We start from the raw sequence: 22885 nt of genomic DNA on the forward strand, positions 1-22885 counted from the left end.
TGGTGAACCGAATTACTCTTTCGACTGTCGCTATTTTTGCGATTTTGTTGGCAAAGACTTGGGTACCATATTTGGTGTCGTGTCGGGGGTCGTAGAGAAATATCCGCTGCCGAAACCACCACCGCCTCCGCCGAACCCGGTCTGCTGCGTATCGACTCCGATTGGATCACCGGTACGGACTCGATTAATGACTTCAGCGATCTTTTTTTGGTTCTCCCGCGTCTGGCGTATGATTAACACGGCCCGCGAAGTGACGGCAACGCGCACTGGATCGCTCGCTTTGCCAGCAGCGGCATAGGACGTTTTTCCTTGCGATGACTCGACGTCGGGCGAAGAATCAACCAACAGAATTTGTCCTGGCGCATCCTGGGGATCATTTTGCTTCCAGGAGTTGGGGTCTACTAAAACGGGAAGCGTCCCCGCAAGGCTACTAGCCATCCCAGTATGCAACCGGTAGTAGACCGTGACGACTTCCTGTTGATCGACGGCTTCGATCTCACGCGGTTTCGAGGATCGCAAAGCTGTCCGGTATGTTTCTAGTAATCGAAGCGCATCTTGATGCAACTGGTCCTGGGCGTAGATCACCATGGTTCCCGGCTGTGGAAAACTCAACTGTCCCGGTCCGCCGACTTCGGCCCACGCATCGGGCTGTGCTTGCGATGTAATCGCATCGGCCAATGAATCGGACTCACTGCCGTCGCGGCACAAATCCCGCACGTCATAAATGGCCGTCTTGGAAATGCTATCCGCCTTTTCGGTGCTGGTGATCCATAGCACGCCGTCTTCGAGGACCCAGGTCAATTTCAAATCCAACAACATCGCCCGCAAGACGGTCGCCAGATCGCGATCGTTCAGTGACAGCGTCACTGGCTCCCGGTCGCGAATGCGTTTTTCGCGCAATTCCGCTTTGTCGAGCCGCAAATCGACCTGCGCGTCGGCTGCTAATTTTTCCACGGCGACCACCAGCGGTGTGTCTTCGAAATTGACGCTGACATTCTCCGTTAGTTTTTGTTGCAGTTCCAAATTAGCGGGAGGATCGTAGGTGAAGGTTTGCCGTCCGTGCTTGCGGAGACCAGCGAGTAGCCCTTGCACTTGACGTTGAAGGTCGTTGGTTTGGCGGACAAAGACCACATCGCCCAAGGTTCGATAGACACCCTGGCCGCCCACTTCCTCCCAACTGTCGGGCTCTACCGACGACGTAATTGTTTCGTTTAAGCTGTCCTCATCATAACCGGCATCCAACAAGTCGCCGATATTGTACGACTGCAATTGTAGCTGTTCCTCAGCGATCTCCGCTGTTGTGATGTGCAGAATCTCATTCTCGAAATACCAGTCCAGCCCCAGCGACCGTAAGCGATTGAGCAGCAAGTAAATCGGGGCATCATCCAATTGATCCGATAGCGGTTCGCTGAGGGAAATCCCTTTTTCCGCGAGTGCGTTCTTCTCCAACAGCACCACTAGCCCTTGTTCGTCTCGCAACCAATCCAGGACCTCGCGCAGTGACGAATCAGAAAAATCGACCGTGGCCCGCGCCGCTAATTTTTTGGGCATCAGCGTAGCAGGATCGATCGTTTTTGGTTCGTCGGAAATCTCAGGGATTTTCTTTTCCGTCGCAGCAGCAGCGGGTTCGTCTTCGGCCGCCTGAACCCAATGAGCGGACATGCCCATGAGGAGACAGATGCCACAGCAACGTAATAGGGATCGAATGGACATAGCGCGTTCCTGAGTGAAATGATGGTTGTGATAGCCCGCAGCGGTAGGGGCCGAATGGTTTCGACCTTGCCAGAAGACGACAACGGACTCGACGTCCGGCCAGCTGTTCATTCGATTCTACCGCTGTTAAGCAGGCGAATGCAAAGAATTATTGCCAGCGGTCATCGTCAGTCGCCGCGGGATAGCATTGCTGCCACGCGGACCGCCTGTTGCATGCCGTCCATACGGGCTGTCCCTTTCCAGGCAATATCGAAGGCAGTGCCGTGGCTGGGACTGGTGCGAATGATCGGTAGGCCGAGTGTAACATTGACCGCGCTTTCAAAGCCGAGCATCTTCAAGGCAATGTGCCCTTGATCGTGATACATAGCGATCACGCCGTCGAATTCTCCGCGACAGGCGCGCTGCATCAATGTATCAGCCGGCAGCGGACCGGTGACGTTTCGTCCGTCGGCGACCGCTGCAACGACAGCGGGGGCGATGATGCCGGCTTCTTCATCCCCGAACAGCCCTTCCTCCCCGGCATGCGGATTGAGGGCGCAGACGGCCAAGCGGGGTGGATCGCAGCCCATCGTTTGCATGAACTGCTGCATCAAGCCGATTTTTTCGCGGATCGTCGTCGTGGTCAATAAATCGGGGACACTGCGGATCGACGTGTGCAGCGTGACATGCACGACGCCCAAACCATGGGGCGATAACACATTTTCGCCCGGCGGCATGTAGAGCATCATGCCGAAATCGCGCACACCGCACTCTTGGGCAAGAATCTCCGTGTGTCCCGGATAATTGAGCCCAGCGGCTCGAAGCGCCGCTTTGTTCAGTGGAGCGGTGACGATCGCATCGATCTCATGATTTAGGGCCGCATGGGTAGCCGCAACCAAGTAGTCATACGCCGCTCGGCCCGCGCGGGCATCGACGGTGGCCGGCGCGACATCAACAACATCTTTGCTGCCGGGGTTGTAGCAGGCAATCGTATCGTCGGTGGTCTCGGCATCACCGAGTTGCTCGATGGGTTGGACCGCGCGCCGCAATTGCAACAACTGCACAGCACGTTCGAGCACGTCGGGATGACCGAACACGATTGGATTGACGGCTGCGAGGATTTGGGGGTCGACACAGGCACGTGCGCAGACCTCCGGTCCAATGCCGGCAACGTCCCCCATGGTGAGCGCCACGCGCGGCCGATCCGCCCTCATTCGTCCGCCTCAATGCGTTCGTATTCCTGAGAGACCGGCCGAAAACCATAGGCACCCATCACAGCGATCAAGCCGCGATCACTATTCGAAGCCGCGACTTCGCTGATGCAGTGTGTGGCGTTGTAGATGGCTTCGAGTGCCTTTTCGAGTTCTTCGATCGCCAATTCGTTATCCCCATCTTTTTTGGCCTGCGCGGCGGCGCGGAGTGCGGTGATGGCGGCAAAGTAGGTGACGGCGAACTCGTGGCGTTTGGCGTGATACAAAATGTAATTCCGGCCCGCTTTGCCCGCGCGGGTTTGGCTGCGATACATTTCGACCATCGCCTCGTTATATGCCGCGTTCGCTTCCTCCCACCAAGCGGGAACCGGGCCGGACGCGTAATGCTTCATGACCATGCCGGGCACGGGAAATGCAAAACCGAGATCGTGCTCATCGATGATCGCCGTCGCCTTTTCGATGGCATCAAAGGCCAACGTCATCCGTTGCGCAACCCCGGGGCCACAAATCCCGTCAATCAATTCGACGTTGGCTTGCTGGGGAGTCACGCTGGAATCAAACGCAGCCAGCGCCAGGTAGTTGAGCGTGGGGTCCAAGTCGCCCACCATCCAATACCGCGTGGAAAAACCAGCCCAACCGAGCTTTTGAGTTTCGTTGAGCAGAGCATGAATGTCAGAGGTCGCCAATTGCGGTAAAACGCCGACGTTGTCATCAGCCAACGTGAGAATGATCATGCTCCGCTTCGCCGCCGATTCGGGAAGCCCAGCCAACAACTCTTTGTTCTGCACCACACGGCGAGCGGTATAGTCCACGAAATGCAGTAGCTCGATGTATTCCGGCACTAATTTGTCGGCGATGGGAAACAGCGCCGGATCGAGCGCCGTAAGTACGCCGCCGATCTGCCGCCCCTCAGGCGTTTTGAGCATCGTGCCGTCGGGATCGAGGTTGTGCAGAAAGTCGAGTGTCGTGATATTGCCCTGCACCGCTGATTCGCCACGGTCGCCATTCGCCACAGTCTGACGTTCACGGGCCGCTTGAACCACAGCGTCGTAGTCAATCACATTGTCCAGGCCCAATTTTTTATCCAACCGCTCCCATGACGTTTTCGCCGGCGCCTTCCAATTCGGAAACTCGGGCATGGTGAAATACATGTGATCGATCGTGGGATACGTCTCGACATAGGCGCGAATTTTGGTGCGGACCAATTCGCGAAACAGCGGATCATCGGGCGTTTGTTTCGGACCGGGACCGATGACCAGATTTCCTAAACCGTGTGGCTTGGGTGCATCGGGCAAGACAGCGGCAAATTCTTTGGGGAATTCCAGTGGCGAAATACTCAGGCCGACCGTCATGCCCAGACGATGCGCTTCATCAATGATTCCCGTCAGCAGTTTTTTACCGGCGGCGGTTTTTTCTTCATAGGTTATCGCAGCGGCGAAATCGGGATTGGTAAAAACCGGCGACCGGTCCAGGGCTGTGCGTCCCGGAGTTTCGCTATCGATCGGAAATGTTTCATCGAAAAACAGCGTGGCCGTCTGTTTGCGCGTGCCACGGAATTCGTAATCAACAAACGGTTGCCAAGGCCAGACGCTGATCATGATGCGATTGTATTTCAGCTTGGCCAGTTGTTGGAGCATCGTTTTTTGCTCCGCCAAGCCCCACGATTCGGGACCGACGGGAAAGTCATTGACCGTCCGCCATATCCGCTGCTGTTGTTGCGGCTCCAATGTTTTGTCGATGCTGGTGAAATCAAGTTTTGGTTTGACCGCCGGGATTTTGTCGCCATGCGCCGTATACCGCATGCCGAAATGCCGCCCCAATTCATAAACGGCCCACAAAGTCGCCACCGGGCTGCCGCCGCCAACCACCAGTGCCTCCTGCCCTTTCAGTTTTAGGCTGCGGAGCAAATGCCCTTGATCGCTGAGTTCGGGCCAATCGGCGCCCATCGCATCCGCCACAGCGGAATTCGTTTTCGGGCTGCCGATCAACACGACAGGATTGTTCCCCGAGGGACTCTCAACAATCGCGGCCTCAACATCGAACAGCGAACGGACCTGCGCCACCCATTCCGTCGCAGCCAATTGTTCCAACGGCGGAGCATCCGCCCCCACAATCACCTCAACCGCCGGCGCCGCCACAGCCAACGAAGAGCCCCCACAAAGCAAACACGCAGCCACGATCCCCCAAACCCAACAACTTCGCATAACCACCTCCCCCTTTATAATTCTAGCCACTGACCACTGGCCACCGGCCACTTTTTTCTCGCCTACTCACCATTCCCCACAACAACAATCCCATTCCGCGTCCGAAAAAACAGCTTGCCATCCGCGATCGAAGGGGTCGCCAAAATGCTGTCGCCCATGTCGTTTTTCTTGGCCAGAAATTTAAGCTTAGGACCGGCTGCCAAGACGGCAACCTTACCATTTTCGCCAGTCAAATAAATCTTGCCATCGCCGTAAACCGGTGACGCATAATACTCGCCGAAGTTGTGAACGCGTTTGAGTTTCCAGACAGTGGAACCATCGTCGGCATTGAAGCAACTTGACAGGCCTCCCTTTTTAACAACATACACACGTCCATCGACGGCCAAGGGTGAGGACAAATTCGAGGGCGACCGGTTGTCGAGATTCCACTGCAGGTGGGTTTCGGTAACGTCTCCCGTGCCACCGCCGCGAACCGACTGAATGGTCTGCCCGCCGCCGACCATATTGTCGGGCGATTGAAACGCCGCATCGATTTCCGTGTCGACCAAAAACTGGTCTTTGTTCTTATCCCCTTTGTCAAATTTTTTCCAAAACGGTTTCGGCACCTCATCGCGGCTGAGTTTGCCGTCCTGGTCGGTATCTTTCCATTGCAACAGCGCTGGTTTGAGATGGCGATCGGTGTCGCCGTAACTTTGGATCGAGATAAAAATACTGTCATCCACCACAACCGGAGAGGTCATGACGGTCCGCAGCATCGTATTGCAATTCCAAAGTTCCTTGCCGTCACTCGGACGGTAACCTTTGAGCTTCCCCGATCCAGCTAAGACAATATCAGTCCGGCCATCAGCGGTGCACAACACAGGAGCGGCATAACCGCCCAGCATTTCGGGCCGTTCCTTACGCCAACGCACGCTGCCGGTTTTGGCTTCATAGGCGGCGATGAAGGGATTGAGATCGTCGTCCTGGGCGAATATGACCAGATCGTCAACCAAAACGGGCGAAGCGGCTGCGCCCCAACCCAGCAGGAAGTTAGGCGGCTCAATCGCGTCCTCCCAAACGTCTTTGCCCGTTTGGCAGTCGAGTGCTTTGAGTCCCAGCGTAGAGAAATAGACATACACGCGTTCGCCATCAGTGGCGGGTGTCGAGGAGGCATGGCTGTTTGGGCGGGTGATGCGCGGCAAATCGCCGGTGGGGAATTCCCGCTGCCAATGCGGCTTGCCGGTTGCCGCATCAAAGCAATACACCACAAACGTGCCTTCGGTTTCGGTGTCGCCCAACAGGCCGGTGCAATAACAACGGCCATCGGCGATCACAGCTGAAGCGACTCCGTCTCCCAATTCATGCGTCCAGACGACGTTCTCCGTGGCGGAAAAATGCGTCGGTAGTGGTAAATCGGATTGCGAGACGCCGCTGCAATTTGGCCCCCGAAACTGACGCCAATCATCGGCTTCACCTGCGGTGGCCAGTGAGGTCACACCGATTCCGAGATACAACACCGCTGTGCCCAACAGTGTCATGAGGTGGTCTGGTCGTGGCATTCCGATCTCCTGAGTCAGTCCGGTTCGATAATTTGCCGGAGTTTGCGGACGTTGGTATGAGAATTGATGATACCGGTGGGAAACGGTCGAAGCAATCAAATGCCGGTAATGTGCGGCGTAAGCTACTAAGTTTCAAGGACATTGGACGTCATTGCCGCCATCCCACCGGAAGGTGGATTGATTTCGACGAGCGTGGCTGCGAAAATCAAACTGGTAATAAAGATGGCACAACGAATCAGGGTCGGAATACCGCAAAAAATTATGGCTGAAGAATTCATCCTGATCCCCGGACGCACCAGCAAACAGGGAACCACGCTCAACGAGGGCAAATATACAGACGGCTACTTGGAAGAAATCAGCACGCTGCAGATATGTGAGCAGGACATGCAGCGTTTGGGCCTCAGCGATGGCGATCAGGTCCGTATGTGGAATGAAATCGGCGAAGTCACGGTCCCCTGCAAAACCAGCAAAGGAGACGAACTGCCGCCGGGACTGTTGTTCATCAGCTACGGCATGTGGTCCAGCGCGCTGATGGGAGGCGACACCCAAGGCAGCGGCATGCCGGACAGTAAGGGGCTGGATGTATTTTTAGAACCGGCTTAAGTTGGCTGACTTCCAGGATAAGAAAAATGAGGTTCACCACGGAGGCACGGAGGGAAAAAGAGGCTTTAGGCTATAGTCCGTAGACCTTAGGAAAATAAGTAATCGAACATCCCTATAGCCTACAGTCTAAAGCCTACAGCCTTTTTCCTTCGTGTCCTCCGTGCCACCGTGGTGAAATAAAACAGAATCACGTAAAATATCAATTCACCGCCGTAAGGCCGCGCCCTCAGGAGGGCGGATGTTCGTTTGCCGGGGTTTCTGCATAGCTCCGGCCCTGTTGAAGGGGGAACCGATCCCCATGAGTATTGCCGAATTGCCGGTCGATAAGACCGATGAGTTGAAGATCGTTAAGGATGCCACCTGTACGTTTTGCGGCTGTGTCTGCGACGACATGGAATTGACGGTGGAAGGCAACAAGATTACCAAAGCCAAAAACGCCTGCGTGCTAGGCAAGTCTTGGTTTTTCAACCACCACATCGAAGACAGCCCCGAAGCGACCATCGCAGGCCAACCGGTCCCCTTCGAAGAAGCCGTCGAAAAAGCCGCCGACATTTTGTTGGCCGCGACCTATCCGATCACCTACGGCCTGTCGGATACGACCAGCGAAGCACAGCGCGTGGCCATCGCCATCACCGACTGGATCGGCGGCACGATCGACACGACGACTTCGGTCTGCCACGGGCCATCGGGAATGGCCTTTCAGGGAGTCGGCGAGGTTACCTGTTCACTCGGTGAGATCAAAAACCGCGCCGATTTTGTATTGTTCTGGGGCTGCAATCCGGCCGAGGGGCACCCGCGACACTTCACACGTTACAGCTTGATGCCCAAGGGACAATTCCTCCCCAACGGCCGCAAAGACCGCACAGCTGTGTTGATTGATGTCCGCAAGACTAAAACTGCTAGAGCAATGGATTACTATCTGCAGCTCAAGCCGCGGAGCGATTTCGAACTCGCTTGGGCACTGCGTGGTATCGCCGCCGGTGTGGAGGTCGATCCGGACATCGAACAGATCACCGGTATTCCGTTGGACATGTTGGAGGATCTGGTCTCCAAAATGAAGGAGGCGAAATTCGGCGTCATTATGTTTGGCATGGGGCTGACCATGACGCGCGGCAAACACATCAACACCGAAGCGGTCCTGGCCCTGGCCCGCGATATGAACAAGTACACCCGATTTGCCGCTAAGCCGTTGCGCGGCCATGGCAATGTGACCGGCGCAGACAACATCGTCGCCTGGTCGACCGGGTATCCCTTCGGCGTAAATCTCAACCGCGGTTACCCGCGCTTTAATCCGGGCGAATTTACGACGTCCGACACACTCGCTCGCGGCGAAGCCGATGCGGCTTTGATCATTGCTTCGGATCCGATGTCCAATTTCAGCAATCCGGCACGGGAACACCTCTCAAAAATTCCCACCGTCGTGCTCGACCCGAAGCTGAGTGAGACGGCAAAAATCGCCACGGTGGCATTCACTTCGGCGACGTACGGTATCAACACGCCCGGCACGGTCTACCGCATGGATGATGTCCCGATCCCCCTGCGACCGGCATTCGAATCCCCCTATCGCAGTGACCAGACGATTCTAACGGCGATCGAGACGCGTATTCGCGAAAAGCAATTGGCGGCCCTCTAAGTCCCGCGTGTGGAGGTCATCCCGTGAGCAAACCACAATTGTTGATCACTGATGCGGACGCAGGTCTGGAACTCTCCGCCGAGGAATACGCCGAAGCGGATTTCCAACCTCCGTGCAAATACGAACGCGCTCAACAGAGAATCATCGTGCTGCCACCGCCCGGTCATTATCATCACGTGATTACCAACCATTTTCGCAAGTATCTCGGGGCTTATGAACTCACTCGGCCGGATGTGGTCGAGTTCGTATTTCAAGAATCTTGGTTACGTATCGACGACGATACGGATCGTCATCCTGACATTACCATCTATTTACTAGCGAATTCGCCGGGCGAAGAGATCCCTGCGCGCGTTCCGGACATCATTTTTGAAGTTGTTAGTCCCGGTCGCCCGGCGCATGATCGTGATTACGTTGCCAAACGCAATGACTACGAAACAGCCGGCGTTCAGGAATACGTCATTGTCGACCGCTTCGAACATCGCGTGACGGTCTTGCGGCGCGACGGTGAAAAGTTTGTCGAATCGACGCTTCAAGAGACTGATGACTACACGAGCCCCTTACTGCCTGGACTGCAGATACCGCTACTAGGGATGATTTAACTCCCGGTTGCGCCGCTGCCCTGCCCTTCCATCCGTTTGACTCAGATCCTCTAACACCAGATGTTTCTTGCTATATGTCACTTTTCAAAATCAGCGGCGGCACGGTTTACGATCCTTTAAACAACATCGACGGCGAGGTCCGTGATTTATGGATTGATGACGGTCGATTTATCGAGCCGCCTGCCGACACCAGTATCATCCCGGACCGCACGCTTGATGCCTCGGGATTGGTTGTGATGCCCGGTGGGGTCGACATGCATTGCCACATTGCTGGGCCGAAGGTGAACGTAGCTCGCAAAATGCGGCCTGAGGAAAAACGGCTTGCCGACAAAGTGACTCGCACGCCGCTCACGCGTTCCGGCACAATGGGCAGCGTGCCCAGCACATTTGCCACTGGATACAAATACGCGGGGCTGGGTTACACCACCGCTTTCGACGCTGCGATTCCCCCGCTGGGTGCTCGGCACGCGCACGAGGAATTCCACGATACGCCGATCCTGGATAAGGGATTCTACATCCTCGTCGGCAACAACCATTACGTCATGCGGCAGATTCAGGAAAAGGAACCGGAGCGACTGAAAAACTATCTCGCCTGGCTGCTCAACGCGACCAAAGGTTACTCCTGCAAGCTGGTCAATCCGGGTGGAGTTGAGGTTTGGAAATCGACCGGCGGCAATGCCACCGGGCTGGACGATCCGATTGATTATTTTGATGTCACGCCGCGACAAATCATTACCGGCGTGGCCCACGCAGCCGGAGAATTGGGACTGCCGCACCCGGTGCATATCCATTGCAACAATCTCGGTATGCCGGGTAATTGGTTGACGACATTGGAAACGATGAAAGCGCTCGAAGGCCGCAAAGCGCATATCACCCACATCCAGTTTCACAGTTATGGCGGCAACCCCGACGAGCAAAGCACCTTTTGTTCGCAGGTCCCCCAATTGGCCGATTACGTCAACAGCCACGAAAACCTTACCGTGGACGTCGGCCAAGTGATGTTTGCCGAAACAACCTCGATGACCGGCGATGGTCCGTTGGGTTATTTCCTGCACAAGGTGACCGGTCGCAAATGGTTTTCCGGCGATACCGAAATGGAAGCCGGCTGTGGAATTGTGCCGATCGTCTACAAAGACAAATCGATGGTGCACGCGCTGCAATGGGCTATTGGCTTGGAATGGTATCTGCTGGTCAACGACCCCTGGCGGGTAGCGATGAGCACCGACCACCCCAACGGCGCCTCATTCATGGCGTATCCCGAAATCATCGCCCTGCTGATGGATCGCGAACGTCGCCGCTCGGTCTTAGATCGGGTTCCGTCCGGTGTGAAGGAGCGATGTTCGCTGGCTGATTTGGATCGGGAATACACACTCAACGAAATAGCCATCGTCACGCGAGCGGCGCCGGCCAAGATGTTGGGTCTGACACAAAAGGGCCATCTGGGACCGGGCGCCGATGCCGACATCACGATTTATACGCCCGACAACGACATTCAACTGATGTTCGAATTGCCGCGTTTCGTCATTCGCCGCGGTCGAGTGATCGTTGAACAGGGGGAAATCCGCGAAAACGTCAACGGCGAAACCCTGCACGTGGCACCGTCGTTCGACCCGGATGCCGTGGATAACATCCAAAAATGGTTCGAACAACATTACACGATCCAATTTGCGAATTACCCGGTCCAAGCGGACACAATCGAACATTTACGGGCCATCCCGACACAGTAAACGTCACTTTTACGGGAAAAATTCACGAAATCGGCATTGATACTTTGCAACGCAAAGAGGAAAATGTACCCTTGATGACGTACGGCACCTCGAACGGGTGGGTGAAGCTCCCGTTGAGCCGTGTGGCGTCGCAAAACCTGCCTGCAAGTATCGTGTCCAGCGGAAACTTCGCCGTTCCGCACCGCAACTAACCAAAGCGAATCCCTGTGACTGTTGCATCCCCTCATCCCACCACGACGGATTCCCCTCCGGTTCCCGCAGAACTGCTGCCCAAGCATATTGCCGTCATTATGGATGGCAACGGACGTTGGGCGCAGGGGAAAGGGTTGCCTCGTATCGAAGGCCATCGCCGTGGCGTGACCAGCGTCCGCAAAATCGTCGAGGAGTGCACCCGGTTAGGAATCGGGCAGTTGACGCTGTATTGTCTGAGTAGCGAAAACTGGAAACGGCCCCAACACGAATTGAGCATGCTGATGACGCTGCTGGAACAATTTGTGATCGAGGAGCGGGCCGAAATCATGCGTCAGAACATCCGCTTTGGCACGATTGGCCGTCGTGATGGACTGACCGACAGCGTGCTGGCGGAGATACAAAAAACCATCGACCTCAGCAGCAGCAACGACGGCATGAAACTTTGCCTGGCGCTGAATTACGGCAGCCGAGGTGAAATTGTCGATGCCGTCAAACAGATCGCCGCTGACGTGCAAGCGGGAAAAATTGCGGTTGAGGATATCTCCGAGGCGACCATCGACGAACATCTCTATACCGCCGGCAGCGACGATCCCGACTTGGTGATTCGTACCGCTGGGGAAATGCGGGTTAGCAATTTTCTGCTCTGGCAAATCAGCTACGCCGAATTTTGGGTCACACAAAAATGCTGGCCCGACTTTCGCGAACCGGACCTGCATACGGCGATCCGCGATTTCGCCAGCCGCGACCGCCGCTACGGCGGGTTGAACGAGCCGACTTCATCACCGTAACGGCGCGATCCCCCGACAAAGCCGGGGGCTGATGGAAAAACGCAATTGTTGATTCCACCTCTCAGCCCCCGACTCCGCCGGGGGGTTTGTTTTTTCACCGCACACGCAAAGAAATTCATCCATGCTTGGTTGGCGATTGTTCCTCTCGGCGATCATGATCCCCGCCTTTATCGGCGGATTTTACTTCGATGCCCAATTCGGTCCGACCGCACCGTTTTTGTGCATACTCGCCATCGCGCTGGCGGCGCGCTCATCATGGGAAATGGTCGATTTGCTCAAAACCCGCAGCTTTCGGCTCGATGCAGGGATCGTGATCGCTTGCTCGGTGATTGTCGTTGCCGCGAACTGGGTTGAGCGTTTGTCCGGAGACGAATCGTCCGCACCGACCGGTGTGGGAGCACTAGGACCGTGTCTGTTGGCATTCACCGTCGCTTTATTAGCGCTCTTCTTACATGCCGCCCTGCGGTATCGTGAACCGGGCAACAGTATGGAATCACTCGGTGCCGAAGTTCTCACGGTCGCCTATGTCGGTATCTTGTTGAGCGTGACTGCGCAATTACGGTGGGTGGCGGGGGCCGATGCCGGTTATTTGGCGTTGGGTTCGTTGATCATTGCCACCAAATCAGGTGACATTGGGGCCTATACCTTGGGACGCTTGTTCGGCAAGCGCAAGATGATTCCTCGCCTCAGTCCCGGCAAGACGTGGGCGGGTGCTTACGGCGCGGTTCTCGGTGCGGGGGCTGCCTCCTGGGCCTGGTTTACCTTCGCAACACCACTGTTGATCCCCGGCACCAAGCCGTGCGCCCCGCAATGGGCGATTTTGTTCGGGGTGGTTCTGGGGGTGGTGGGATTGATTGGAGACCTGTGCGAATCGCTGATCAAACGGGATGTCGGCCGCAAAGATTCCGCCGTGTTACTCCCCGGTTTCGGGGGCGTGTTGGACATTCTGGACAGCATTCTCTACGCCGGTCCGGTGGCATATATCCTTTGGCTGTTATTGCCTTTAGGGCCATAATGAACCTGTGTTACGTGCCCCTTGTCCTGTTTATTTTCAGAGCGAAACACCAGGGCGAAATGGCCTCCCTGGGAAACCGTAATCCAGGACCGTCACTTGAGTTGCCCTGCTTCTTGGCTATTATGATAATTATCTTGCACATGCGATCTCGATTTGCTTGGCCATGCTGAATTGGTCGCGCGCGGCTCAGCAGAAGCTTCGCCCTCCCGCAGAGATGGGATGCATCGCTGATCCGTAGGTCAGGCAGCCGCCTGACACAATGGCCCAATCCGCGTCAAATATAACGAACCCGTCAGGCGGCTGCCTGACCTCCATTTTGCTGAACAACTGATTCGAGCCTGTTATGAGTGATACACGAAACCTGTTCAATCGCGTTTGGGACAACCATGTTGTCCGGGAATTGGCATCGGGCCAGTCGCAAATTTTCATCGGGCAACACCTGATTCATGAAGTGACCAGTCCCCAAGCGTTCCAAATGCTCCGCGATCGGGGCTTGAAGGTCATGTATCCCGAACGGACGTTGGCGACAGTCGACCACATCATCCCCACCGAAATCCAATCCCGGCCGTTTGCCGATGGATTGGCCGAAGAGATGATGACCGCCATCGAAAAAAACTGCGACGAATTCGGCATCACGTTGCTCGATTTGAACGATGATCGCCAGGGGGTGGTGCATATCGTCGGCCCGGAATTGGGTGTCACGCAACCGGGGATGACGATCGCTTGCGGCGACAGCCACACAAGCACGCACGGGGCGTTTGGTTCGATCGCCATGGGCATCGGCACCAGCCAAGTTGCCGCGGTGTTGGCCTCGCAGACATTGCCAATGAGTCGCCCTAAAGTCCGTCGCGTTGAGGTGAACGGCGAGTTGGGACCGGGCGTGTATGCCAAAGATGTCGCTTTGTACATCATTCGCAAATTGGGCGTGCAAGGCGGCGTGGGTTATGCCTATGAATTTGCCGGCACGGTCTTCGATACGATGACCATGGAAGAGCGGATGACGGTCTGCAACATGAGCATCGAAGGGGGGGCCCGGTGCGGTTACATCAATCCGGACCAAACGACCGTCGACTATATCCGCGGCCGTCCGTTTGCTCCCCAGGGCGCTGCGTTTGAAAAGGCGGCTGAGTATTGGCTGAGCTTGGCATCCGGTCCCGACGCCCAGTACGACGATGTTGTGGTTTATGACGCGGCCGACATCGAACCGACGGTCACTTGGGGTATCAACCCTGGTCAGTCGGTCGGTGTCAGCGAAGAAATCGGCTCCGTCGATAGTTTCTCGGAACAGGAACAGGCCGGCATCCGCGAAGCGTTAACGTTTATGGAGTTAGAAGAACATCAACCGATCAAAGGCTTGAAGATCGACGTCGCCTTTGTCGGATCGTGCACCAACGGCCGCATTTCGGACCTACGTGAAGCGGCTCGTGTGGCGGAAGGTCACAAGGTGGCTGACCACGTTCGCGCTTTGATCGTGCCCGGTTCGCAACAAGTCCGCAAACAGGCCGAAGAAGAAGGTTTGGACAAGATCTTCGAAGAGGCCGGTTTTCAATGGCGGGCGGCGGGGTGCTCCATGTGCCTGGCAATGAATCCCGACAAACTCTCCGGTCGCGAACTCTGTGCGTCCTCCAGCAACCGCAACTTCAAAGGTCGGCAAGGCAGCCCGACCGGACGAACGTTGTTGATGAGCCCAGCCATGGTTGCCGCTGCGGCGATCGCCGGTGAAGTGGTCGACGTCCGCGAAGTCGCCGCCCCGGTCGGAGTCTAGCGTTCCACGGCACTGATTATTACCCAAGCTTGCGGCCCCTCCGTCGCATAACCCTCCAGAATCCTGATGAGATCATGAAAAAAATTGTAAAAGTCACCGGCCCCGGCATGCCGCTGTTGTTGGACGATATCGACACCGACCGCATCATCCCCGCCCGCTATTTGCGCTGCGTCACATTCGATGGTTTGGGTGATCATGTCTTTAAGGATGACCGCGAACAACATGGCGATCACGTCTTTGACCGCGACCACCATCAAGAAGCCAAGGTGCTCGTCGCCGGGCGGAACTTTGGTTGTGGATCCTCCCGCGAACATGCCCCGCAAGCGTTGCTGCGGTGGGGGATTGAAGCAATCATCGCCGAATCGTTCGCCGAGATTTTCCACGGCAATTGCACCGCTCTGGGTATTCCCTGCGTGCATGCGACGCCGGAGCAATTGAAGCAAATCAATGCCGCCGTCGAAGCCGACCCCACCTTGCACCTGACCGTCTGTCTGGAAACATCGACCGTCACGCACGGCGAGACCAAACACGATTGCCACGTGCACGAAGGAACGCGGACCGCCCTGGTCACCGGGCAATGGGATTACCTAGGCGAACTGCTCGAAGGCGAACCACAAATCCGCGACACAGCGAGCCAGTTGCCCTACGTGACGAACTTCGCGTGATTGCGAGAGAAGGGTTCATTGTCCGGCGGTCAAAATCCCAGCATGCGTGGGCTGACGAACCAGCGTAGGACGCCGTGCTCGGCGCAAGGGGAACCGTGGATTTCTAGGCTGGCGATGTTTGCGCGGCCGAAGGTTAGCCAGCCGCCACCGGCGAAAAAGGATGTGTAGACTTGCACGTCCGGGGCATGGCCCACAATTGCTACGGATTTGGCGGATGTATTTTGGAGCAGTTCGCAGAGTTTTTGCGGGTCGGCTCCCGGGGCCATGATATTGCTGATGACCAAGTCGTCAGCATCCAGACCGACACCGTCGCGAAGAATTTCCGCAGTTTGTACGGCACGAACGAGCGGGCTGGAGATGATCTTCTGTGGAACGGTCCCCTGTTTCGCTAGCCAGGCGGACATTTGCCGCATTTGCTCTTTGCCGGGTGGAGTGAGCGGGCGCTCGCGGTCACTGGGGGCAATATCGGCGGCAATTCCGTGCCGGATGATGTAGAGGTCCATCGATTGCGACTTCGCTTAATGCTTGAGGAAATCAGCTCCCCATTTCGGAAGCCACAGAGACTTGAGTCTATGTTGCCCCCCGCAGCAAAGTCAAGAAGTTCGCCGGGCGGGAGCGTCGCCGAACGCGCATGAAAAAATGCCCGGCGAAAAGTCAGACGCTCGCCTGGATGTGGTTTCCCCATCTGGCTGCCCCTCCGCACGAGCAAATTCTTACGTATTATTTCCAAGAGTGATTGCTAGAAAACAGAGGGATGGTCACAAGCCGGTACAGGCCCAGCTTTTCCAGCATGGCCACTTTAAGCAATAGCTCTTAAAAATGACGCGCAGGCATCAATGGCTGTGCATCATTGATTCCAATGACGGGACCACGTACGTCCCGCGGAGCATTTGATCCAGGACTTCGGCATGAGCGGCGTGCTCCCGCGCATCATCCTTAGCGATCAAGCCCGATTTTATCATCTGCAACAAATACTTCTCTAGGATGATCGAATTGGTCATTGTCTGCTGCATGCCGACACGAATGCCGATACTGTCGCCGGCGAGAATACTATCGGAAATATGCTTGGTGTCGTTGAACATGAATTCCAGTGCCGGGGCGCGGCCGCCGCCGACTTTAGGAATCAGTCGTTGGCAAATGATGCACTGCACGCAATCCCGCAGTTGCAATTTGACCAAGTCCCGCTCCACGGGATCAAAAAAGCTGACCACCCGATTCACGACTTCCGAGGCTGTGTTGGCATGCAGCGTGCTGATGACCAAGTGGCCCGTGGCAGCGGCATTGATCGCCGATCGAATTGTGTCGGGATCGCGCATTTCGCCGATGAAGATCACATCCGGATCGTGCCGCAAAGAAGCCTTAACCGCTTCATGGAACGACTCAACGTCGATCCCCACTTCCCGCTGCGAAATGATCGACTTTTTGTTGTGATGCACATACTCCACCGGCTCTTCGATGGACAAAATGTGCAAGGACTTGTGCGTATTGATCCAATCGACCAGCGAGGCCACGGTTGTGGACTTGCCGCTGCCGGTCATGCCGGTCACTAGGATCAACCCGAAATGAGCGCGGCCCAGGGTTTCCATGATTTCGCGAGGAACGTTAAGGTCTTCAAACGACGGGATGACTTCGGAAAGGAACCGCATCGTACAGTGCGGCACGTCGCCTTTTATAAATGCCGACACCCGCGCATAGCCCATACCGACTTGATGGTAGGTGAAACTGCATTGGCGATGCTGCTCAAAGTCTTTCCAGTCGCGGTCGGGTGCGATTTCACGGATGAACGCCAGAATCTGCTCGGCAGAGAGCGGCTTGAGCATTTCCGAATTGCGGGCCACATTGTCTACCCGAAACACCGGGTGGGCATCGGGGAAGAGGTGCACGTCGCTGGCCTTGAATTTGAGCATCGCATGGAACATCTTTTCAGCGCTCAAATGCTCTTTACGATATTGCTCTCCATGAAATCGCCAAACCTCCGGCAATGGCAATAACCGCGAAATCTCGTCAATGGTTTTGTGAGTCTCCTCAACGTGTTCCGGATTGTCGCAATGGCACAGCAGTTCGAGCGTGTCCCCCTCTTCGGTGGCGGTCATTGCGCCACCGGATTGCGCTACGAAGTTCTTAACTTCGACTAATAAGGGGCCATCGAGGAGCAGGCGGATTTTGAATGTCTCAAAGGGTCCGTCAAAGTTCTTCCGGTCGGCGTGGATTTCGATTCCCGGCGCATGAGCCGCGATCGATCGCGGCGCACCGTGCGTGCGGCGGGCATGCTCCTCCGCCATTTCCAGAACAGTGATCAAACTTTCCTGGTGGCCGATACCGAGTATCATTTCGGTCATGCCGTGGTTTCTCAATCAAAAGGATTTGTGACCGTGGAAACCCGAGCACCAACTCTATCTTGTACTGAATGGACTGAAGATTGCAACATAATTCTTGCGATGCGCAGCGCATCGATCCTATCGTACGGCCCACTCAGGCAGGCCGACGGGATGATTCCTCTTGACGTTGCAACGAGAATTCCGGCATGATTCCCCGTTATCAGGCCCCGCTGGGGCTCCGCTCCCCGTTCGCGAAAGGATTCTCTATGCGGCGCTGCATTCAATTTTCCGTCCTGCCCCTGATGGGTCTGTGCTGGTTTTGCCTTACCGAGTCTCGGGCCGATGATGCCCCACTGAATCCGCCAGCGACAGCGAGTGAGGCGCCCGCCGATCCACCGACGCCCCAAGACGACGCCGAAAAGGAACCAGCAGTCCCTCGTTTTGTGCTGCTGTTAACGCGGCAAGTCGCTGCGGACGACGCGCCGGTGGATCGCAATGCAATCCCAACTTATGGTGCTCCGTACAACCCCACCCAAGCAGTTCCGAAACGGAAAGTTTTATCGTATAAGCCGGAGCCCAAACGGTCCTCGAAACGTCCCGCCAAACCATCCAGCACACAGGAAACGTTGCGCGTGCTCTGTGCGGATGTCAAGCTGTCCGGCAGTGCAGCTCCGGGAAAGGCGGTGAGTTACACCATCCAGTGCAGCGGTCCGGTGACGCTGGAGAACGGCACAACGAAGATCCATGCCAGCAATCTGCATTATGCCGAAGGCGAACTGACGCTGGACGATGTCACCATCCATCAGACCGGTTCAACCGCCGGTTTGTTTGAAGAGATGCAGTCAGAAAAACTGATCATCAAATTCCCATTAGAAAGCCTCGCCATCCAGGACGCAGACAAATACGTCGCCCCCAAACCTCGGGACGACCAACGGCGTGCTCCCGACACATTCGATGACTTTGAAGAATTCAGTGAACCTGCAAGTTTTTGAATTCCAACGAAAGGGACTGTGGACATCGGGAAACCATCCTAGTTTCGACTACGGCCCCGCCGTTAGAATCCATACAACCACGTCAAACGTCCCAAGGCTGTTGAAGAAACGCACCATTTCTTAGTCATTTTCCCTGTTTGAGCGCGCAACGCGGGCTACATTTAGGCAACCCTCGAATTGCGCCGACTAAGATTGGGATCATGTTCTTCTTCAAAAATCACCGAAAACGCAACGAAGTCAACGCCTTCATGCGGCGGCTTGCCGACCGCACGACGCCCACATTGCGTAGTGACTCCGAAACGCGACAGGAGTTACGGGTCAATCGTTCGTTGCCCGTTTTATTGATTCCGTTAGTTGACGAAAAACCAAACGTGGAACTCACCGCATTTGGAGTGACAAAGAACCTTTCCAGCCTCGGAGCCGCCATTCTCACGCAACGGCCGGTCACCACCGATCTTGTCGCAGTTGGTTTCTGGCACGAGAATCACTGCGACTTCATCCAAGGCGAAATCCGCTACCGGAAACCAGTTGAAGGCGGGTATTGGCAATTCGGCCTGCAATTGCGTGAAGTGATTCCCCGCGGCGAATTCCGCGTCCTCTCACTTCTGGGTGACATGGCTGACCGTCTGACCGCCGACGATGACCCGGCGGCGTTTGAATCGGCATTCGCGAGAATCTAACAGCCCAGCCCCTGGGCGGTGTTGGTTCGCATTGGCGCTACCACACGGGAGCGTATCCCGCTATGCGCCGCAATAAGCCAATTTGCCCGGCGTGCACCATTTCGTGCTGCCCACAGAACAGCAGCGCTTCGAGCTTGGTCTTGGCGACCCGGTGCGGCTCGGTTAACGGCATGTCCAGTTCTTCGACCGGCAGATTTTGCATGCAATTCAGAGCGGCAACATGCACCCGGTCCAACGTCGCCCGCAATTCGTCAGGCCCGGGATAGTCGCCCGGCTTACTCGATGGAATCGAATTCTTGCCAAACAGCCGCAAGTAATCCGGCGGGATCAGCTTTTCGTCACCCGGCTGCGAGCCACGAATCCGCACCAACGCCAACCGGTATTCCGCGACAGCCAAATGCCCCACTTGCCACCCCACGTGCGTGGTGTGCTGCGCCGGTGTTTGATACCAATCAACGGTGTCGATCGTATCCAACAGGTCCAGCGTATAATTGCGGGCGCACAACAATTGATCGACGGCAAGTTTTAAACGAATCATCGGTGAGACCCTTTGTTTATTTCCCTGCCGCGGGAGATTTTTCGACACCTCGGTTGAGCAAGACCCAAGTGCCCGATTTTCCCGACACGGCGATGTCGAGCTGTCCATCGTCGTTCAAGTCTGCGGTACGAATCTGCATGCCGGTGCCGATGCCTTCTCCGGCACTGATGAGATGCCGGTCAAATTTTTGGCTGGCCTGATCCCATTCGTAGTAGTAGAGGCATTCTGGCTCCACGCCCCCCGGATCGCGACCAGCATGACCGCGGACTCGTTTGCCTGTGATCAACTCCCCTGCTCCGTCGCCATCGATATCCGCCCAATGCAAACAATGCGTTTGCGAATAGGAACGATCGATGAGGTGTTCTTTCCAGGCCGTATCGTCTTCGCCGGTATTCAATTGCTCCAGCCAATACAGGCCGTAGTCATGGCCATTGCCCCAAATCACGTCGTTCCGTCCGTCGCCGGTGAGATCCACAACCAGAAACGGGCAACTGCCGTGCGGACGATTCCAACTCGCGTGATGTTTCCACTCCTTCGAGAGCGGATCACTGCCGGGATGTTCGTACCAACCGACAAGCGTCAAGATGTCATCGTGGCCGTCGCCGTTGACATCGCCGAACGCCATGCCGTGTCCACAGCCATTGTTGCCCAACACATGTTGTTCAAGTGTCGGCCCCTCCTCAGAAGGGATCAACTTCCAAGCTACTAGCGGTGCTTCGGTTTCCCAACAATCGACAACGATTTCAGGCACATCATCGCCATCCAGATCTTGAAGAAAATACGCCTCATTGCGACTACGTGTTTTCTTTAGCAAATGAGGCTTCCAACGTAGCCCCTTGGTTAATCCCACTTTGCCCGGGTTTTCGTACCAGAATATTTCTTCGCCGTGCCAATCGCCGGAAATCACATCAACCCAACCGTCACCGTTGACGTCGTAGACGTGGTCGCCGTTGTTCTTCAAGTAATCTTCACCAAACTCCTCAATGTTTCGCAGAGGTCGCGCCGCAAAGTCCGGAGCTGCAAACCAATTGCGGCCGGCAATGACATCCAACTTTCCATCCCGGTCGATATCAGCAACCGCGCATCCCTCGTTGGGACTGACAGCCAGTGGGATTTTTTTGAAAGTCACTGTGGGCTGTTCAGCAGCAACCGCATCCGCTCCAGTTGCGATGGATAACGTATATCCGACGAGACAAACGATAGCGAAGGCTTTCAGTGGTGTGGTTTTCAGTAGCATGATCGGCTCTCTAGTTTCCTAGGTCTTCAACAGGGGAATGACTCTCCCGAATAACCAGCATAAGGAATTCGGCGCGATTCGTGAATCACGACGGGCATGATCATTGAAAATATCCCGGTCCTTGGCACAATTAAAGAAGGGGCGTCGGCGCCGGGTTTTAGGGTCGAAACTGACCGCAGGCACGTCAGATGGCTAAAAACCGTGTGCGGCGCCTGTTATTGTGGCGCGAAAACGGGGATACTGTTTCTGTGGGCAGTTGATCATCGAAACAGGTTATGCACTCAACAAGACTTGCCCTGTTTTTCGCATGCTGGAATTTGAATTCACCACACCAATCCGATTAAAATCATTGTGAACAGGTGTGTCGTGCCCTATTTGCGTCATTCAAAACTGAGGTGACTCGTGTCGACCATTGATGCTCGATGCCCCAAGTGTAAGTCCGTGTTTCGGCTTAAAGACGCCAGTCTAGCGGGCAAAAAAATCAAATGCCGGAAATGCCAGGCACCGTTCGTGGTTCAGCCGATCACATCCGGCGGCGGTGGCGCTAGGCGCAAAACCAACAGCAGCGTTGATCCCTACGGACGAGAAATCTCCTTTTCGAAGACCGGGGAATTGCCGGTCAGCGGCCGGAAGATCAAAAAAATTCAAAGGGTTTCAGAGACCGAAGAACCGGAAGCTGACGAACCCGATGAATTTGGCCAGCCAGCCGCTCCCAAGCGCAGACTCAAGCCGCGCGGAAAAAAAGGCAAAGCGAAGTCGGCTGATAAGGGCAAAAGGAAAAAGAAGAAAGCCCAAACGACCAAGCTGCAAAAAATCATTGCCGTAGCAGGCGGTGTGGTCCTGCTGTCATTGATCATCCTGGGAGCGGTCTTTGGACCCTCGATGGCCAAGCGAATCGCGGAATCTGGCAAACTTGTAGCACCCAAACAATATCTGGTTTATGAACCCGCTGATGGCGAAGTGATGATCGAGTACCCCGAAGGCTGGGACATTTCACACGGCGGAGGCCACTCCAACAAATTGTTCTTCCTGCGGATTAACCACGCAGGTTTAGAGGTTTTCATCGTTGAATTCGATCCACAAAAGGAAGCCATGAACGTCGCGATGACCGGAGGACAATCCAGATTTAACAATCCGGACAAGGCTCCGTCCTACGCGGTCCACCAGCGTCGACTCAAGGAAATCCAAGAGTCGAATACTGACTTCGAAGAATCACCGCCCAAGGAAATGCTCACCGGTTTTGGAATCGCACAATATTCGAAATTCACCGACCCTGGACTCATCTTTGGGAGCACGACCGGTTATCGAATGACGTTGTATGATCCGGATGGCGGAAAATACAACGCCTATTTTCGCTGTAGCCCCAAACAGTTTGATACAGCCAAACCAATTTTTGAACACATGATGGGAACGATTGCACCGGCCAATGCGGACGATGCTTAACAAGCTTGCGAGTCATGGAGACGCCACTCACTCATTCGTCCGCGC

The 22885-nt window shown here is 55.6% G+C and carries 19 protein-coding genes and 1 pseudogene; 12 read left to right on the plus strand and 8 right to left on the minus strand.

The genetic code is table 11. The annotated features are described in order from the left end of the window. Nucleotides 1–30 precede the first annotated feature (30 nt). The 4 genes from CA54_RS22730 to CA54_RS22745 all read right to left on the minus strand — a co-directional run bounded on the left by CA54_RS22730 (nucleotide 31) and on the right by CA54_RS22745 (nucleotide 6645). The gene (locus CA54_RS22730; RefSeq protein WP_146373252.1) at nucleotides 31–1713 is read right to left on the minus strand and encodes a hypothetical protein; all 1683 of its coding nucleotides are present in this window, start codon (nucleotides 1711–1713) and stop codon (nucleotides 31–33) included. 167 nt (nucleotides 1714–1880) lie between these two features. Next, nucleotides 1881–2906: a 4-hydroxythreonine-4-phosphate dehydrogenase PdxA gene (pdxA, locus tag CA54_RS22735; protein ID WP_146373253.1), complete on the minus strand. Its 1026-nt coding sequence runs from the start codon at nucleotides 2904–2906 to the stop codon at nucleotides 1881–1883. Continuing rightward, a complete protein-coding gene (locus CA54_RS22740; protein ID WP_146373254.1) occupies nucleotides 2903–5107 on the minus strand; it encodes an alpha-glucuronidase family glycosyl hydrolase in 2205 nt (734 codons plus the stop codon). The genes pdxA and CA54_RS22740 overlap by 4 nt, the downstream gene beginning before the upstream one ends. A gap of 62 nt (nucleotides 5108–5169) precedes the next feature. Then, on the minus strand, nucleotides 5170–6645 hold the full coding sequence (locus tag CA54_RS22745) for an outer membrane protein assembly factor BamB family protein (RefSeq protein ID WP_146373255.1): 1476 nt from the start codon (nucleotides 6643–6645) through the stop codon (nucleotides 5170–5172). Nucleotides 6646–6906: 261 nt separating this feature from the next. On the opposite strand from CA54_RS22745, the gene CA54_RS22750 reads away from it, so the two are divergent. From CA54_RS22750 to leuD, 8 genes are all read left to right on the plus strand, one after another. Then, nucleotides 6907–7248: a molybdopterin dinucleotide binding domain-containing protein gene (locus CA54_RS22750; protein WP_197532736.1), complete on the plus strand. Its 342-nt coding sequence runs from the start codon at nucleotides 6907–6909 to the stop codon at nucleotides 7246–7248. Between the two features lie 298 nt (nucleotides 7249–7546). Beyond that, a complete protein-coding gene (locus CA54_RS22755) occupies nucleotides 7547–8881 on the plus strand; it encodes a formylmethanofuran dehydrogenase subunit B (RefSeq protein ID WP_197532737.1) in 1335 nt (444 codons plus the stop codon). A gap of 23 nt (nucleotides 8882–8904) precedes the next feature. After that, nucleotides 8905–9480: a Uma2 family endonuclease gene (locus CA54_RS22760; RefSeq protein WP_197532738.1), complete on the plus strand. Its 576-nt coding sequence runs from the start codon at nucleotides 8905–8907 to the stop codon at nucleotides 9478–9480. A 74-nt stretch (nucleotides 9481–9554) separates the two neighbouring features. Further along, a complete protein-coding gene (locus CA54_RS22765) occupies nucleotides 9555–11207 on the plus strand; it encodes a formylmethanofuran dehydrogenase subunit A (RefSeq protein ID WP_146373258.1) in 1653 nt (550 codons plus the stop codon). 206 nt (nucleotides 11208–11413) lie between these two features. Continuing rightward, nucleotides 11414–12187, plus strand: a complete 774-nt coding sequence (locus CA54_RS22770; protein ID WP_231963164.1) for an isoprenyl transferase — start codon at nucleotides 11414–11416, stop codon at nucleotides 12185–12187. A gap of 121 nt (nucleotides 12188–12308) precedes the next feature. Further along, complete coding sequence (locus CA54_RS22775; protein ID WP_146373259.1) at nucleotides 12309–13202, plus strand: phosphatidate cytidylyltransferase; 894 nt, start codon at nucleotides 12309–12311, stop codon at nucleotides 13200–13202. A gap of 343 nt (nucleotides 13203–13545) precedes the next feature. After that, on the plus strand, nucleotides 13546–14967 hold the full coding sequence (leuC, locus tag CA54_RS22780) for a 3-isopropylmalate dehydratase large subunit (protein ID WP_146373260.1): 1422 nt from the start codon (nucleotides 13546–13548) through the stop codon (nucleotides 14965–14967). A gap of 74 nt (nucleotides 14968–15041) precedes the next feature. Beyond that, entirely contained in the window at nucleotides 15042–15632 is a 591-nt protein-coding gene (gene leuD / locus CA54_RS22785; RefSeq protein WP_146373261.1) for a 3-isopropylmalate dehydratase small subunit, read from the plus strand. Nucleotides 15633–15661: 29 nt separating this feature from the next. Here the strand turns inward: leuD and sixA are convergent, their stop codons facing one another. Together sixA and CA54_RS22795 are read right to left on the minus strand one after the other, a co-directional pair. Continuing rightward, on the minus strand, nucleotides 15662–16135 hold the full coding sequence (gene sixA, locus CA54_RS22790) for a phosphohistidine phosphatase SixA (protein WP_146373262.1): 474 nt from the start codon (nucleotides 16133–16135) through the stop codon (nucleotides 15662–15664). Between the two features lie 330 nt (nucleotides 16136–16465). Then, on the minus strand, nucleotides 16466–17971 hold the full coding sequence (locus CA54_RS22795; RefSeq protein WP_146373263.1) for a type IV pilus twitching motility protein PilT: 1506 nt from the start codon (nucleotides 17969–17971) through the stop codon (nucleotides 16466–16468). A 245-nt stretch (nucleotides 17972–18216) separates the two neighbouring features. On the opposite strand from CA54_RS22795, the gene CA54_RS22800 reads away from it, so the two are divergent. Further along, nucleotides 18217–18942, plus strand: a complete 726-nt coding sequence (locus tag CA54_RS22800) for a hypothetical protein (protein WP_146373264.1) — start codon at nucleotides 18217–18219, stop codon at nucleotides 18940–18942. A 200-nt stretch (nucleotides 18943–19142) separates the two neighbouring features. Next, nucleotides 19143–19622: a hypothetical protein gene (locus CA54_RS22805; protein ID WP_146373265.1), complete on the plus strand. Its 480-nt coding sequence runs from the start codon at nucleotides 19143–19145 to the stop codon at nucleotides 19620–19622. Nucleotides 19623–19659: 37 nt separating this feature from the next. Here the strand turns inward: CA54_RS22805 and CA54_RS22810 are convergent, their stop codons facing one another. Both CA54_RS22810 and CA54_RS22815 read right to left on the minus strand, forming a co-directional pair. Then, nucleotides 19660–20160 (minus strand): DinB family protein, encoded by a 501-nt coding sequence (locus CA54_RS22810; RefSeq protein WP_197532739.1) that lies wholly within the window; start codon nucleotides 20158–20160, stop codon nucleotides 19660–19662. 16 nt (nucleotides 20161–20176) lie between these two features. Further along, nucleotides 20177–21397, minus strand: coding sequence for an FG-GAP repeat domain-containing protein (locus tag CA54_RS22815; protein WP_146373267.1), 1221 nt, complete (start codon nucleotides 21395–21397; stop codon nucleotides 20177–20179). Between the two features lie 402 nt (nucleotides 21398–21799). On the opposite strand from CA54_RS22815, the pseudogene CA54_RS30250 reads away from it, so the two are divergent. Next, nucleotides 21800–21898 (plus strand): annotated as a pseudogene (locus tag CA54_RS30250) (MJ0042-type zinc finger domain-containing protein); the annotation flags it as partial. A gap of 9 nt (nucleotides 21899–21907) precedes the next feature. Then, nucleotides 21908–22840 (plus strand): hypothetical protein, encoded by a 933-nt coding sequence (locus CA54_RS22820; protein ID WP_231963165.1) that lies wholly within the window; start codon nucleotides 21908–21910, stop codon nucleotides 22838–22840. The last annotated feature ends 45 nt before the right edge of the window (nucleotides 22841–22885 follow it).

Origin of the sequence: Symmachiella macrocystis (assembly GCF_007860075.1) — a bacterium.
GTDB lineage: Bacteria > Planctomycetota > Planctomycetia > Planctomycetales > Planctomycetaceae > Symmachiella > Symmachiella macrocystis.